The organism is Mesorhizobium sp. M0028, from assembly GCF_040323855.1.
GTDB lineage: Bacteria > Pseudomonadota > Alphaproteobacteria > Rhizobiales > Rhizobiaceae > Mesorhizobium.
Genome location: NZ_JAMYVG010000005.1, coordinates 53,580 through 68,748 on the forward strand (window position 1 = coordinate 53,580; position 15,169 = coordinate 68,748).

At 60.9% G+C, this 15,169-nt stretch carries 15 protein-coding genes and 1 pseudogene; 7 read left to right on the top strand and 9 right to left on the bottom strand.

All coding sequences use genetic code 11. From position 1 onward, the window contains the following. Positions 1–48: 48 nt before the first annotated feature. The 3 genes from NKJ93_RS12525 to NKJ93_RS12535 all read right to left on the bottom strand — a co-directional run bounded on the left by NKJ93_RS12525 (position 49) and on the right by NKJ93_RS12535 (position 2,456). Positions 49–510, bottom strand: a complete 462-nt coding sequence (locus tag NKJ93_RS12525) for a c-type cytochrome (RefSeq protein ID WP_023718668.1) — start codon at positions 508–510, stop codon at positions 49–51. A gap of 11 nt (positions 511–521) precedes the next feature. Beyond that, on the bottom strand, positions 522–1,667 hold the full coding sequence (locus NKJ93_RS12530) for a metallophosphoesterase family protein (RefSeq protein ID WP_023718667.1): 1,146 nt from the start codon (positions 1,665–1,667) through the stop codon (positions 522–524). A gap of 90 nt (positions 1,668–1,757) precedes the next feature. Continuing rightward, positions 1,758–2,456, bottom strand: a complete 699-nt coding sequence (locus NKJ93_RS12535; RefSeq protein ID WP_502897183.1) for a carboxypeptidase regulatory-like domain-containing protein — start codon at positions 2,454–2,456, stop codon at positions 1,758–1,760. Between the two features lie 196 nt (positions 2,457–2,652). Between NKJ93_RS12535 and NKJ93_RS12540 the strand changes: the two genes are divergently transcribed. From NKJ93_RS12540 to NKJ93_RS12575, 7 genes are all read left to right on the top strand, one after another. Next, positions 2,653–3,258: an SCO family protein gene (locus tag NKJ93_RS12540; protein ID WP_023718665.1), complete on the top strand. Its 606-nt coding sequence runs from the start codon at positions 2,653–2,655 to the stop codon at positions 3,256–3,258. A gap of 80 nt (positions 3,259–3,338) precedes the next feature. Then, positions 3,339–3,581: a hypothetical protein gene (locus NKJ93_RS12545; protein WP_023718664.1), complete on the top strand. Its 243-nt coding sequence runs from the start codon at positions 3,339–3,341 to the stop codon at positions 3,579–3,581. A 70-nt stretch (positions 3,582–3,651) separates the two neighbouring features. After that, a complete protein-coding gene (gene hemA, locus NKJ93_RS12550) occupies positions 3,652–5,010 on the top strand; it encodes a 5-aminolevulinate synthase (protein ID WP_502904385.1) in 1,359 nt (452 codons plus the stop codon). A 54-nt stretch (positions 5,011–5,064) separates the two neighbouring features. Continuing rightward, complete coding sequence (gene groL / locus NKJ93_RS12555; RefSeq protein ID WP_352494533.1) at positions 5,065–6,708, top strand: chaperonin GroEL; 1,644 nt, start codon at positions 5,065–5,067, stop codon at positions 6,706–6,708. 605 nt (positions 6,709–7,313) lie between these two features. Continuing rightward, a complete protein-coding gene (locus NKJ93_RS12560) occupies positions 7,314–7,733 on the top strand; it encodes an aquaporin (protein WP_352515656.1) in 420 nt (139 codons plus the stop codon). A gap of 812 nt (positions 7,734–8,545) precedes the next feature. Next, positions 8,546–9,052 (top strand): recombinase family protein, encoded by a 507-nt coding sequence (locus tag NKJ93_RS12570; RefSeq protein WP_352589344.1) that lies wholly within the window; start codon positions 8,546–8,548, stop codon positions 9,050–9,052. Between the two features lie 8 nt (positions 9,053–9,060). Continuing rightward, entirely contained in the window at positions 9,061–10,251 is a 1,191-nt protein-coding gene (locus NKJ93_RS12575; RefSeq protein WP_352589624.1) for a recombinase family protein, read from the top strand. A 604-nt stretch (positions 10,252–10,855) separates the two neighbouring features. Here the strand turns inward: NKJ93_RS12575 and NKJ93_RS12580 are convergent. The 6 genes and pseudogenes from NKJ93_RS12580 to ltnD all read right to left on the bottom strand — a co-directional run bounded on the left by NKJ93_RS12580 (position 10,856) and on the right by ltnD (position 15,129). After that, a complete protein-coding gene (locus NKJ93_RS12580; RefSeq protein ID WP_084642602.1) occupies positions 10,856–11,062 on the bottom strand; it encodes an SDR family oxidoreductase in 207 nt (68 codons plus the stop codon). Next, positions 10,987–11,235, bottom strand: coding sequence for an SDR family oxidoreductase (locus NKJ93_RS12585; RefSeq protein WP_023718657.1), 249 nt, complete (start codon positions 11,233–11,235; stop codon positions 10,987–10,989). The genes NKJ93_RS12580 and NKJ93_RS12585 overlap by 76 nt, the downstream gene beginning before the upstream one ends. Continuing rightward, positions 11,225–11,980, bottom strand: coding sequence for an SDR family NAD(P)-dependent oxidoreductase (locus NKJ93_RS12590; protein ID WP_352494531.1), 756 nt, complete (start codon positions 11,978–11,980; stop codon positions 11,225–11,227). Before NKJ93_RS12590 ends, NKJ93_RS12585 begins: the two co-directional genes overlap by 11 nt. A gap of 160 nt (positions 11,981–12,140) precedes the next feature. Beyond that, positions 12,141–13,407: pseudogene (otnK, locus tag NKJ93_RS12595) on the bottom strand (3-oxo-tetronate kinase). Then, complete coding sequence (gene otnI, locus NKJ93_RS12600) at positions 13,404–14,186, bottom strand: 2-oxo-tetronate isomerase (protein ID WP_023718654.1); 783 nt, start codon at positions 14,184–14,186, stop codon at positions 13,404–13,406. The pseudogene otnK and the gene otnI overlap by 4 nt, the downstream one beginning before the upstream one ends. A 13-nt stretch (positions 14,187–14,199) precedes the next feature. Next, on the bottom strand, positions 14,200–15,129 hold the full coding sequence (ltnD, locus tag NKJ93_RS12605) for an L-threonate dehydrogenase (protein ID WP_352494530.1): 930 nt from the start codon (positions 15,127–15,129) through the stop codon (positions 14,200–14,202). Positions 15,130–15,169 lie beyond the last annotated feature (40 nt).

Here is a 15,169-nt window from a genome sequence, read left to right on the forward strand (position 1 = left end):
GACTCGCTTCGCGCTCCCTGAAGCCGGTGCCCCCGGCTATCGACGAGACTAGTATTTGCCTGGCACCAACACCGAGCCGCTGTTCGACCAGGTGATGTACGCCTCGAGCGCCTTCATCGCCTCCGATTCGGGATCGATCTTCTCGCCCTGGCTCGGTTTCTCGATGCACCAGTTGATCATGTCGCGCAGTGTCGCGAACTTGGCCATCGACGCCTGGAACTTCGGGAACGCCTGCGGGTGGGTATCGGAGGCCATCGGATGGCACATGGCGCAGGCCCACCCGGTGGTCGACAGCTTGACGCCCAACTGCTCCTTCATCGCCGCATCACCATGGAACAGGAGGTCTCCTTTCCTGACCTCCTCCATGAACGCTTCTTGATAGAGTTTCAGCTGCTTTGGCGTTACCGGATCCTTGTTGGCACTGGCCGGCCCGACGACGGCAGCTGCGACGACTGCTCCGGCGACGATGGAACGCCTCAGAATGCAGAGGAATGTCGATGTGTTTATCATAGCCACCACCGTTATGGATTTGCCCATGGGTACTGTTTGTCGGCGATGCGTGACCGTATGACCTCCGCAATGCTCTTGTCGTGGTCCTCCGGCGACTGGACGAACACCTCCTTGCGGCCCCACATGATGTACTCGACATCGACCTTATCGTCGGCGTTGACGTTCACGGTTTCCCAACCGACCCCGTCGAAGGGATCGCCCGGATCGACACGGATCATCGGCTTGGTAAGCTTGGGCAAGCCTTCCGGCGCATACGGCCACGGCCAGGAGGTCGCCAGCATGCCGATCGAGCGCATGCTGCCGATCTCGTTGTAGAGCACCTGGTGCACGTGACCGTGGATGTTGGTGACCTTGGTATAAGGCTTCAGCACGTCATTCACTTCGCGCCAGTCGCGCACCCAGAAGTTCCAGGGCGGGTAGTACTCGTACAGCGGATTATGGCTGAAGATGACGATCGGTTTGGACTTATCCCAGTCGGCGAGTGTCTTCTGCATCCAGTCGAGCTGGTCGCGGCCGACGCCGGCCCACGCGCCGGCAACCGTGCCGTCGAGGGTAGCCATATGGCCCATGCGCTCCTCTGGCGTCATCTTCTTCGCTGTCCAGTAGTCCGGTCCCCGGCTGACCGTATCGAGCCCAATGAAGCGCACGCCCTTGTGATCGAAGGTCCAGTTGGGTTGGCCGAACAACTCGCCCCACTTCTGGCCCATATCCAGATACCAGTCATGCTCGCCCGGGATGTAGTATTTCTTGATCGTCAGATCCTTGAGGAGCTCAACGCCAAGCTCAAGTTCCTCGATCTTTCCGAGCTGGGCCAGGTCGCCGCCGAAGATCAGGAAGTCGGCCGGCGGATCCATGGCCTGGACCTCTTGCACGGCGCGCACCACCTTGTCGACGAAGCGCGTGTTGAGGGATCTCTCGTAGAGATGGGTGTCCGAAATCCAGGCAAACTTGAAGGGCGCTTCGGCGGCGTGAGCGACGTCGATGGTGTTGAGCAGCGGCCACCACGCGAAGGTCTGGCCGACGGAAGCAGCGCCGAACAGCAGCGATCTGTGAATGAAGGTGCGGCGGGTGATTTGGAGCGAGTCGTCGGGGCGTACGCCAGGCTGCTGCAGCACCGCATGCATTTCGCGCCGAATGCGGTCAAGCTCGTCAGACATCAGGGTTCCTCCTCAGTGCAGACCGTTTCTTAAAGCGTCGGTCTTCTCGCAGGAACGCGACCCTGTTGAATCAGTGGGTCGCCCATTTTGTTATTTTTTCAGTTCAATCGTCAGACTGGTGGCCTTATTCTCCTCTACCGTGACGGGCTGCTCGATGGGCCCGGTGAAGGGATGGATCGCCACGAGCTTGTAGTCCCCCGGCGGAACATCGGTTATGCTGAATTTGCCATCGGCGCCGGTGACCGCGTAGTAGGGATTGTCCACCACATAGACCCAGCCCTCCATCCAGCCATGCGCGTCGCAATCGATGCGGACAGTGCCGGCACGCTTCAGTTCGACCGGTATGCGCTGGCCCTTATTGGGCAGCGCCAGGTTGAAGGCGGTGCGCTTGCCATAATAGCCGTGGGTGTTGTGGAGCACTGGGTCGCTGTTGACCACCTCCAACGAACCGGCCGGTATCATCTGCACCGCGGGCTCAAAGCGACATTTGAGGTTGTTAAGTTCAGGCAGCTTTCCGGGCTGCGGCCAGGCCTTTCCCTGTGCCACGTCGACCAGCTGCACCGCCGCGTTCAGCACGGCCTGATCGCTGCCGACTTCGATCAGCGGCTCCTCGCGGGGGTCGCCGCACACCTCGATATTCTTGGTGGGGATGATCTTTGTTGTCGGCACGTCGCCGCGGTAGACGATCGTACCCTCGATCGTTCCGCCTCCCGTGACCGGACCCACTTCGTAGGCTTGCGCAGACGCGGACATTATCGCAACGAAAGAGATCGCCGCTAGTCCGCTCATCAATTCGCGAATCATCATAAAAGCCACCTCCTTCAAGAGAGATGAGGGGCAACTCTCAAAAATAGAGCCAAACCAGTGCCATGTCTAGCCATCCAGCAACAAAATATGATAAAGTGGGTTGGTTTAGGCGAGTTTGTTAATCACAAACACACGCGGGGGTTTTGGCGCGTCATTCTCGAAGTGCCGGAGGTCCTTGATGAAGCGACGGCATCGACTCCTCCGCCCCTGGGCCTACGGTCCGCATCCCCTCTTCTGCATCATATTCGCAGCGGCCCTGTCGATCTGCCAACCGCTCGTGCGAGCTGACACGGCGCCTGTGACGGTCGGTGGCCCATTCACGCTCACGGCGCCGGACGGAACGACGGTCACCGATGAGACTTATCGCGGCAAATGGCTGCTGGTTTTCTTCGGCTATACGTCTTGTCCCGACATCTGTCCGACGACTCTGTCCGAAATCGCCGCGGCGATTGAGGAACTCGGCCCCGACGCCGCAAAACTGCAACCGCTCTTCATCACCGTCGATCCCGAACGCGACACGCCTGAGGTGATGGGAAGCTTTACCGCGGCGTTCGATCCGCGCATCGTAGGGCTGACCGGCAGCGCACAACAAATCGCTGCGGTTTCGGAGGCATATGGCGCCTACGGCGTGGCGCGCCAGGGCGAAGCGGGCGGTGACGACTACCTAATGGATCACGGCACCTACATCTACATCATGAACCCACAGGGGCAATTCGTGGAGGGGCTAGACTCTGACACACCAAGCAGCGGCATTGCCGCTAGGTTGGGTGAACTGGTGCGATGACACGATCCCTGGGATGACGCAGATCACGATTATGCAGTTGATCGATCCATAGAAAGTTGTCTTCCGGAAGGAGAGCGGCCATGCAAAGACATACAAAGGAAGCTTCGGAGCTTAAGGCATTGATCCTCGCGGATCTTCATAAGGAGCCGGGATGCGGGGACGTCACCGATTTTGTGATTCAGCGGCTCGAAACCAAGGAGAACGGGGCAAACTGGACTGTCAAATATCTGGATCCTAATCAAGATAAGGTCTGCGAGACGATTCTGATAAACATAGCGCGAATGTTGCAGCTCAACTTCGACCTTCCTGAACGCGGGTCGTGAGGAACGATGCGAGCGGGATCGGCGTGGATCGCGCTTCGACATAATTCGTATGCAAGCAGGGGAATCGGCGATGGCGGAACCCACAGCGTTGCACACCGGCAAATCTGGCGGCGTAAAGAACGTCATTGCGCCGCGACGATTTGGACCTCCGATGACCGGAGATGCGGGCGATACGGCCGATGGGCAAGGCGGTATCTTGGAGCCAGGCATTACGAGTTATGACGGTTTCTTTGCGGATGCGATCGCGCGTCTGCAGGGGGAATGGCGCTACCGTGTGTTCGCGGACCTGGAGCGCATCGCCGGACGCTTTCCCAATGCCGTGTGGCATTCCCCGCGTGGACCGAAGGACGTCGTGATCTGGTGCTCCAACGACTATCTCGGGATGGGGCAACACCCAAAGGTGGTCGCCGCCATGGTGGAGACTGCTACCCGCCTGGGAACGGGGGCCGGCGGGACGCGCAATATCTCCGGCACCAGCCATCCGCGCGTAGAGCTCGAGGGCGAGCTTGCCGATCTCCACGGCAAGGAGGCGGCACTGGTCCTCACGTCCGGCTATGTTTCGAACCAGACTGGCATCTCGACCATCGCCAAGCTGATCCCCGGTTGTCTGATCCTGTCCGATGCGCTCAACCACAATTCGATGATCGAGGGCATCCGCCAGTCCGGTAAGGAGAAGAGCATCTTCCGCCATAACGACGTCGATCATCTCGAGGAATTGTTGAAGGCGGCGGGTCCGGATCGGCCAAAACTCATCGTCTTCGAAAGTCTCTATTCGATGGGCGGCGACGTCGCGCCAATCAATCGCATTTGCGACATCGCCGATCGTTACGGCGCAATGGCCTATCTCGACGAGGTCCATGCTGTGGGCATTTACGGCCCCCGCGGCGCCGGCATCGCTGCGCGCGACGGCGCCATGAACCGGATCGATGTGATCGAAGGCACGCTCGCCAAGGCTTTCGGCTGCCTCGGCGGCTATATCACGGGAAGTGCTGTGCTGATCGATGCGATTCGTTCCTATGCTCCGGGTTTCATCTTCACCGCCGCGTTGCCGCCGGCGATCTGCGCCGCGGCCACAGCGGCGATCAGGCATCTGAAAGCCTCGCAGTGGGAGCGCAAGCGCCAGCAGGACCGCGTCCGGCGGGTCAAGGCGGCGCTAGGGGCCGCTGCGCTGCCGGTCATCCTGGGCGACACCCATATCGTTCCGGTGGCTGTCGGCGATCCGGCGCATTGCAAAGCGGCGAGCGACCTGCTCCTGAGCGAGCACGGCATCTATATCCAGCCGATCAATTATCCGACCGTGGCGAAGGGAACTGAGCGGCTGCGCATCACGCCGACACCCTGTCATGAGGACATCATGATTGATCGGCTCGCGGCAGCTCTGTTCGATGTCTGGAACCGGCTCGGGCTGCCACGGGACAATCTCGCCTGAGCGGCCGAATGAGGCGTCGCCGTTCCCGAAAATTGGGTCTTAAGGATCAAGGAAATGGCTGCCAAGGAAATCATGTTCTCGTTCGAGGCTCGCGACAGAATGCTGCGCGGCATTGACACCCTGGCGAATGCGGTGAGCGTCACGCTTGGCCCGCTAGGGCGCAACGTCGCGATCGGTAGGGAGCACGGCGCGCCGCGGGTCACGAAGGACGGCGTGACCGTCGCCAGAGAAATCGAACTCGACAACAAGTTCGAGAACATGGGCGCCCAGATGGTGCGCGAGATCGCAACAAGAACTTCCTATCAGGCCGGCGACGGCACGACCACCGCCGTCGTGATCGCGCATGCGATCGTCCGGGAGGGCGCCAAGGCGGTGGCCGCCGGCATGAATCCCATGGACCTGAAGCGCGGCATCGATCTCGCGGTCGAAGCCGTCGTCGCGGAACTCAAGAACAACGCCACGAAGGTCACCTCGAACATCGAAATTGCGCAAGTCGGCACCATCTCGGCCAACGGCGATAGGGAGATTGGCCGCTGCCTAGCCGACGCCATGAAGAGGGTCGGCAATGACGGCCTGATCACTGTCGAGGACGGGACGTCGCTCGAAACCGAACTCGAATTCGTCGAGGGCATGCAGTTCGACCGCGGCTACATCTCGCCCCATTTCATCACCAATCGCGCAAAGATGCGGGTCGAGATGCAGGATGCCTATGTCCTCATCAGTGAGAAGAAACTGTCCAGCCTGAACGAAATACTGCCGCTGCTGGAGAAGGTGGTGCAGGCCGGCAAGCCGCTGCTCATCATCGCCGAGGATGTCGAGCGTGAGGTGATTGCGGCGCTGGTGGTCAACAAGTTGCGCGGCGCTCTCAAGGTTGCAGCAGTCAAGGCGCCGGCCTACGGAAACCGCCGCAAGGCGATGCTGCAGGATCTCGCGCTGATGGCCGGCGGAACGGTGATCTCGGAGGATTTGGGCATCAAGCTCGAGCATGCTTCCCTCGATATGCTCGGGCGCACCAAGAAGGTGATGATCGACAAGGCAAACACCACGATCGTCGGCGGCGCCGGCAAGCGGGCAAGCATCGAGGCCCGCATCGCTGAGATCAAGCTCGAGCTTGCGGAAACCACCTCCGATTACGACCGCGAGGAGCTCCAGGAGCGGCTGGCCAGGCTCGCCGGTGGCGTCGCCGTGATCCGGGTCGGCGGTGCCACCGAAGTCGAGGTCAGGGAAAAGAAGGATCGCATCGATGACGCGATGAACGCGACAAGAGCCGCGGTCGCAGAGGGCATTCTCCCGGGCGGCGGGGTCGCCTTGCTGCGCGCCGGCAGGGCGCTTAAGAAGCTCAAGGGCGGCAACGAGGACCAGCAGGTCGGCATCGCGATCGTCAGGAAGGCGATCACCTGGCCGGCTCGGCAGATCGCGATCAATGCCGGCCTGGAAGGCTCGGTCGTCATCGCCGGGATCCTCGAAAACGACGACAACGCCTATGGCTACGATGCCCAATCGGGCGTGTACGGGGATCTGGTGTCAAAGGGCATCATCGACCCGGCCAAGGTGGTGCGAACGGCGCTCCAGGGCGCGGCCTCGGTTGCGGGTCTTCTCCTTACAACGGAAGTCATGGTGGCCGAAGTGCCTGGCCCGCCGCCGCCGGAGCTTCCCGGTCACGAGCATCATCATCACGACATGGATATGGATTTCTGAGCGCATTGCGGGCGGCGGAAGCACCGAAGTGTCCGGACTGGATCGCCGCTGGCGACTGCTAGAGAAAGCCCACTCGTCCGAACCGCGGCCAACACAGCAGTATTCGGGATCAACTCCTGGAGGCACTCCCGGCTGAGCCATGATCATCGGTCGGCGATTCCGACGTGACGGTGACAGGCGGGGTGGTTCAATTTTGGGGTGCCTATCGTCCAAAGAGGACCGGGCTGCATCGCGCGTTCTGGCCGAGACTATCGCGGGCCTGCGCGAAGTTCAGGATCATCGGGTCTCGATCGAAAAAATCCCCCCAACCGCGTCTGACGCCACCCGGCAAGCGCGTCGCTTGGTATCCTATCCGTCCGTGTGCGGTAGAGATCTAGCTGCACACAGCCGCATCTTCCGCTTACTGTCGTGGCGGACGGTTGTCCGCGCGCGCAGTGGCTACCCGCTGCGCTGCGGCAAACAAATCCGGTCCATGGCCGCAGCGGCGCACTGCATTCGGCTCCAAGTCGTGAAGAGTGAGGCCTCACAATTCCAAGGGGATATGCTCATGAAAGCGTCGCCGCCGAGCTTTTCGGCACCTTCTTGTCTTCGGCTGCGCGTCAGTGGTGACAGGCGGTTTTGGCGGGCTGCTGCCGGCTCGGTCGCTTGGCATCGGCCTCAGCTTCGGCATCGCTGTAACCGCCCTGGCTTACGCGATTGGGCCACTCTCGGGCGCGCACCTCAATCCGGCCGTCACGCCGTGGACGCCTCCCACAAGGGCCACTTTGTATCCTGTTTCCCACATCGCCGCAGTCCTCAACGAAGGTCTACAGATGGCGCATTTGGTCCTTATCGGCTGCCGCAGAGCCAATCGCTCTCGAGTGCAGGCACTCCAGTGGAGTCCAGACGTTGGATTGGACCTCGACCTCTACAAAAGCACACTGAGCTTCCGGTCGGGCTACGACGGCATTCCGAAGCGATCGCTTCGGCGAGAAGTCGTCGTTCTCAATCGGGCGACCGGGGATACATCGGCGAAGACGGCATAAGGGAGGATGGGCCAGACCGAGCCGACGGAAAGGTCGTAGCCAAGGCCTTGGGGCGCATAGCGCCTGGCCGGGAGGCCGCCGCCAGTCAGACTGACGCGACGCGTCGTTGAGCGAGGTGGAGACCCGAGCGGGCTCGACGAGGGTCCACGGCGGTCACAATGTTGTGGTGATGATCGCAGTAGACGCGATCCGGCGAAGTTGGCCCAGCACAAAAACGATAACCGCCGGGTACTGACGGGTCTTCGCTCACCGGGAAACGGCACTGATAGAGGCCTAGCTGAATGAGGGGGACGTCTCTCGAAGTTAGTCTGATATTTTCAGGCATGATGGTTTCCTAGTTCATAGCAATTGCCGGCTGACGGCCGCAGTGCGACCCGTCGGGGCGAGCTAGGACAACGGTCGAAGCCAGTCCGTGATTTGAACCTATGGCTTCGGATCGACAATCAGCGGGTTGGCCGCATCCAGGTGGCAAGTGTCCAACAAACTCAGCAGATGATCTTGCTGGCGGCTGTCCTTTTCACACGTCGTCGCATCCGATCTGTACGACCATGCGCCTGGCCCTCTTCCTTAGCACCGCACGGCCTCACATCCTTCACTCCGATGAAACAGTCGGAGAACAAACGGAATGCTGCGGGGCCAAGTGCTTGCATGCGTCAGGCGTTGGAGCATGCGCTCGATCCCACGTTAGTTCAGTTCGTGGAAGCTCTTGCGATTGCCGACGCTAGGCGCGATCATCTCGCTGTGAGGCTATCTGCTTCGACACCTAACTTGGATGTCGTCGAAGCAATTGGCTGCAACGGCGAGGTTCGTGAATGATACGCGCAGCCATTTACGCCCGGTTCTCGACCGAGCTGCAGAACGAGAAATCCACCGATGACCAGATCGTCCTTTGTCGCGCGTATGCAGCACGGCATCAGCTTGATGTGGTTGCGGCTTACGAGGACAAAGCTCGCTCGGGAGCTTCGATGTTTGGCCGTGCCGGCCTCATGAGATTGATGGATGCGGCGCGCGAACGAAAGTTTGATGTCGTCATTGTTGATGCACTCGATCGCCTTTCGCGCGACATGGAGGATCTCGCTGGACTGCACAAACGACTGTCATTCCTAGGGATCGAGATCCAAGCTGTTCACGACGGCACAGCTGACGCAATCTTGATCGGAATACGAGGTTTGGTGGGCGAGGATGGCGCAAAAAAGGTACGTCGAGGAATGGCCGGAGTGGTTCGCGACGGGCGCCACGCCGGCGGTCGCGCATTCGGGTATCGGGCAGTTCTTGGGCGTCCCGGTGACTGGAGATCGTTGAAGAGGAGGCTGAGGTAGTTCGCCGGATCTTTGCGGCCTACACCTCTGGCCGGCCACCACGCGAAATCGCACAAGATCTCAATCGCGAGGGGGTTTGTCCGCCTCGCGGCACTCGTTGGAACGCCTCTACCATCAACGGAAACGCACAACGCGGCGCGGGGCTGATTTTGAACGAGCTCTATTTTGGGCGCATCGTCTGGAACAAGGTTCGGATGGTTAAGGACCCAGATACCGGCAGGCGTCTGTCCCGTCCGAATAGCCGCGACCAGTGGCAGACGATTGATGTCCCACACCTGCGTATCGTTGACGAAGAGATATGGCGACGCGCGCAGGACTTGAAGACAGAAAGATCTCGTCTGAAATTGAACGTGAAACGTCGGCCACCGCATCTCCTCTCGGGCCTGTTGCGATGTGGCTGCTGCGGTTCGGGCATGTCGGTGCACGATCGCGACAAGACTGGCAAAACACGAATCCGCTGCTCGACAGTTCGTGAGAGCGGCAGCTGTCCCAATCGTCGCATAGTTTACCTGCGGAGCGTGGAGAATGCTGTATTGGATGGAATGCGTGACGAGCTGAAGGACCCGCGTCTCATTGAGATCTACGTCCGGAATTATAATGAAGAGCGTCAACGGCTAGCAGCCCGTGCGTCCAACGTTCGGGTCACCCTTGAGACAAAGATCGCACGGATTGAAGCCGAGCGACAACGCAGCATTGACCTGGTGGTCAAGGGAATTATTGGTGATGACGACGCCCGAGAGCGTATCGCCGAGTTGAAAGATCGACGCATCGAGGCGGAGGCAGAACTTGCCAGTCTTGAAGAGGCGCCATCGACCCTTACTCTGCATCCGGCAGCGATAGAGAAGTATGTCAAAACGGTCGATGAGCTCGCTTCGGTCTTAGCTCATCACGCCGAGGCGGATGACGATCGGGGCGTGCTGGTCAAGAGCTTCCGCGCGCTCGTTCATTGTGTGACGGTTCATCCCAAAGGGCCGCGACAGGATATTGAGATCGAGGTCAAAGGCAAGCTTGCCGCCCTCATCGGCGGCAACACATTCCCCCAAGCGCGGTATGCTGGAGAACGCGCGGTGGCCGAGGAGCGCCACAGGCAAGATCCCACTATTACGTACGATAGTGGGTTTAGGGTGGTAGCGGGAGAGCGCTACCGCCTTTCCCCCCACTCATCGAACCACCAGTTCCGGCTTCGTTGCTGCGGCTGAGCGAGATAAGTCGAGCGGCGACAATGCCTTTGGTCGCCGAAGGCAGACCGTCGTCGCCGATCAGCCGCCGGACTTGTCGAGAACTGGAACTGTGCGCGATTTCGCCCGGTCGGCTTCCATCGTGACGCAAAAAATGCGGACCGCCGCGGACGGGTACAGTCGGTCCCGCGTCTCGGTCTGCGGCCGGCGCTATGCTGACGCTCCTACGGCTGTCCCGTTCACCGCCCGCGGCGGGGGCGAATTTCCTCCGTCCCGCGCGCGACAACTGTCCACTGTTGCGGACGCGCGCAGGACTGCGGGTTATACGCCATCTTTCTTAGAGCGCCGACGACCGCCGGCGCGAAGATCAACGCGGTGCGTCGTTTGGAAAGACGAATGAGGACGGCGTCATCGCTACTATTCGCTCCCGTCGATTCTCTCCTCGATGGGACGCACCGGGAGATAGGCGTTCGTCTCCAGCCATTCGCGCAATAGAGAGCCCATCCAACTACAAATTTGGGAGGCAGGGCTTGCTCTCCGAATTCTTGCATCCAAGGTCAGCGATGGGAGTGTCGTGCGCACCCGATGGTGAGGTTCACTATCGGCCGTTCCCGCTCGCATCGGGTCAACTCCCCAGGCCACCATCCACCACGTGCACCTGGCCGGTAACGTAGCTGCTCATTGAGGATGCCAGATAGAGGGCGACGCTGGCCACCTCGTCAGGGTCGGAGTGGCGCTGCAACGGAACGGCCTTGTTCACCGCCTCCGTGACATTGACGCCGCTGATCGCGCTGATGCGGTTCTCGATTTCGTGCTGGAACGTGTTGTGGATCGGACCTGGATTGAGGCATTGACGCGGATGCCGCGCGGCGCGAGCGCCCGGGCCGCCGCGCAGACCACGCCGACCTGCGCATGCTTGGCGACGGTGTAGCTGATGTTCTGCCCCGCACCTTCGCCACCACGCAGGCCGGCGAGGCTTGAGATGACAATGATGCTACCGGGCACTGTAGCCGCCGTCGGCCATCAAGATATGCCCTGTCACGAATGACGCGTTCGGACCAGCAAGATAGACAAGGGCATCGGCGATTTCACTAGGTTCGGCCCAGCGGCCAATGGGATGGGCGCTCTTGATGGCCGCCTCGCCTGCGGCTGGGTCGTCCAGGCCTTCGAGGTAGCGAGTCAGGAACGGCGTATTGATTGATCCTGCTCCAACAGCGTTCACACGGATGCCTCGGGAAGCATAATCTACGGCCATCTGTCGTACCAGTTGAAGCAGGGCGCCTTTGGCCGCGCAATAGGCTGCCTGTTCCGGCAAGCCGACGACGCTTGAAATGGATCCCGTCGCGACGATCGAACCGTGGCCACGCGCGAGCATCGAAGGCAGCGCGCGCCTCGACATCAGGAAGAAGGATTTGGCGTTCGCATTCATGACAGCGTCCCACTCATCCTCGCTGGTTTCGTGAGCGGACTTCGAAATGATGAAGCCGGCGTTGCTGACGAGCACGTCGACCGGACCGAACCGCTGTTCTGCCGTCGTGAATATTTTCTCGACGTCAGCGACCTTGGTGACATCAGCGGCAACCGCGACGACATGATCGGGCGAGTCTCGTTCCAGTTCGTCGACGGCCGGGTTAAGATCTGTTGCGCATACCTTGGCACCGTTTTCGATGAAAAGTGAAACTGCAGCCCGGCCGACACCTCCCGCCGCTCCTGACACGACGACGGTTTTGCCCTCAAAGCTACTGGTCATGATGGTTCTCCGATCGTTGATGTTGGTACTAAATTGTAAGCGGCTGGCTCGGGGGTCGCTCACAGAGAGAAAGCAACCCTGTCTATCAGGCGGCCAGAGCCGAAACCGACGGATCAGCCCGACCCACGTTCCTTTCGGCCGTCGTATCCTCTCTTCGTTTTCAATCGAGCCTCGCAAGCGCTTCCGCAAAGAAGTTTACGTCGCCGAAATTGCCGGATTTGAGTGCCATCATCAGTTCGCCTCCCGGGTATCCGATGGTGCGCAGCATCGGGACGCCGGGGGCAAGTTCATCGCCGACCTCGAACGAGCCGATCGCCAGCTTGTCCACCACGGCGCCCGAGGTCTCGCCTCCCGCCACCACGAGCCGCCGAACGCCGGCGTCGACGAGCCCGATGGCGATTTCCGCCAAGGCGTTCTCGATCGTCTGCCCGGCCTCGTGCTTGCCGTGCTGCCGCTGGAGGGCTGCAACCGCATCGGGGCTGCCGGAGGACGCGATGAGCACTGGCCCAGCCGCGAGCTGCCGTCGAGCGAATTCAAGGGCCTCTTCGACGGCGCCGCCGCCGCCGGAGACAATGCGCTGCGGATCAAGGCGTAGCACCGGCATATGTCTTTCGGCGGCATCGATCTGCTCCAGTGTCCGGGCGGAACAGCTGCCGGCAATGACCGCCGATCGGCCACCGACAGCAGCAAGGTTCCATTGATCCCCGGGCTGGGCGTGCGGCCAGAGCGGCCCTTGCGAGTCCGTAGCCAAGTCCGGACGCACCCGTCGAAACGGCGCCGCCGGACGCCAATTGGCCGAGGACATCGAGATCGCTGTCCCAGATGGCGTCGGCGATGATCGATTTCCGCCGGCCAGGCATTGCGGCGATCTTCGCTCTGCAGCTTTCCAGGCCAAGTGCGACCGTCTGGCAGTCGAGACTGTGAACAGCGTGCTTGGATTGCCTCGCAAGAACACGCGTAAGATTGGCGTCATGCATCGGGTTCAAAGGATGGTGCCGCAAGGCGCTTTCGTTGAGTGGGACATCGTTGACGAACAGGTGCCCCTTGTAGACGGTGCGTCCGGTTTCCGGAAACGCCGGCGTAACCACGGTCCAGTCCTGTCCAGCCCGCTCCATGAACGCATCGGTAACCGGACCGATATTGCCCGCATCGGTCGAATCGAAGGTCGAGCAAATCTTGTACATGACGTGGCGGGCGCCGATCCGCCGGAGCAATTCCTCGGCGGCGAGCGCACTTGCGACCGCATCGACAGCCGGCACGGAACGGATCTTCAGCGAGACCACAAGCGCATCAATCGTTTCGAACAGACGGCTATCGACCGGGACTCCTATGGTCTGGACGGTTCGAAGGCCGCATTTGCGCCAGGTGTTCGCAAGATCTGAGGCCCCGGTGTAGTCGTCGGCTATGGCTGCGAGAATGACCGTCACTGCCTGCGCCCCCTATACGGCGCAAACCAGCCAAGGCCAGCTTTCGTCTCGCCAGCGGGCTGATACTCGCAGCCGACAAAACCGGAATAATTGCTCGTCTCAAGCTGTTCGAAGAAGTGCCGATAGTTGACCTCGCCGGTATCCGGCTCGTGCCGTGCAGGCACCCCAGCTATCTGGACGTGCCCGATGAGCGGCTGCAGATGCCGGAAGCTCTCGGTGATGTCACCATGCATGATCTGTCGATGGAACACGTCGAACTGAAGCCTGACGTTCGGGTGATCGAGTTCCTCAATAAATGCTGCGGCACGCGCAAAGTCGTTCAGGAAATAACCGGGCATGCTGCGGCCGTTGATCGGTTCCAACAGAAGGTTCAGGCCTTGGGCGGCCAGCTTCGATCCGGCGAAGTCCACGGCACGCCTGTAGCTTCTCAACGCTTCTGCGTCTGACGGGTCCGCAAGGCCGGCCATCATGTGGAGGGAGCGCACGCCAGTCGCCGGGGCGTAGTCCAGCGCCTTGTCGACGCCTGACTGGAACTCTTCGAAGCGATGCGGCAGGGCAGCGATGCCGCGTTCGCCCGCAGCCCAGTCTCCGGGAGGAAGATTAAACAACGCCAGTTCGAGTTCGCATGCCCTCAGTCGGCTGCCTACGGTTTCGGGTGCGAATTCATAGGGGAACAGGAATTCCACGGCTCCGAAGCCGGCTTCCGCGGCAGCCTCGAAGCGGTCAAGGAACGACCATTCCGTGAACATCATGGTGAGGTTGGCGGCGAAGCGTATCATGCGGCGAGATCGATCATGATGCCGCCTTGGCTGTTGGCAGCGATGCGCCGGACAACTTGGCATAGGTGCGTGCAACCGACGCGTCGTCGTCATGTCCCATGCCTGCGCCCGAGGTCGCGAGATACATCTGGAGGGCCGCCGCTGCGAGCGGCACGGGATATTGTTCGGCCCGAGCCATGTCCTGGAGAATGCCCAGATCCTTGACGAATATTTCAACCGAACTCAGCGGCCTGTAGTCGCCATCGAGGATATGCGGGACACGGTTCTCGAACATCCAGGAGTTTCCCGCGGACGCGGTTATGACCTCGTAGACAGTGGAGAGGTCCAAGCCGAGCTTGGATGCGAGCACCATGGCCTCGCATGCGGCCGCGATATGGATTCCTGCCAGATGCTGGTTGATCATTTTCACCGAAGCGCCGATGCCGGGTTCGTCGCCCAGGCGATAGACCTTCGCCGCGACCGCATCCAGGACATGCCGCGCCCGTGCGAAGGCATTCGGGCTGCCCGACGCCATGATCGTCAGGGCGCCGTTCGCGGCTTTCGCTGCGCCGCCCGAGATCGGGGCGTCGAGATAGAGGATTTCGCGCTCCGCGAGGCGCGAGGACAGGCGTTTTGCCTCCGACGGCGCCATGGTCGCTGACGAAATGAATACCGAGCCCGGTGGCATCACCGGGAACACGCCGCCGTCGCCGAAAAGCACCGCGTCGGTCTGCGCGCTGTTCACGACGACGCAGAGGACGACGCTCGCATTGGCAACAGCTTCGCTCGGTGATTCCGCTATCCGCGCGCCGCTTGCAACCAGCCTTTCCGCAGCGGTCGCGGAGGGATCGTAGCCGACGACCGCGTGTCCGCGTCGCACAAGCGAACTCGCCATGCCAAACCCCATCGAGCCCAACCCGATGACGGCGACGTTTGATTTTTCCGCGCTTTTGCCAGCAGACATGCGTATCCAACCTCTTGCTTTCAATCCAATCATAATGCAG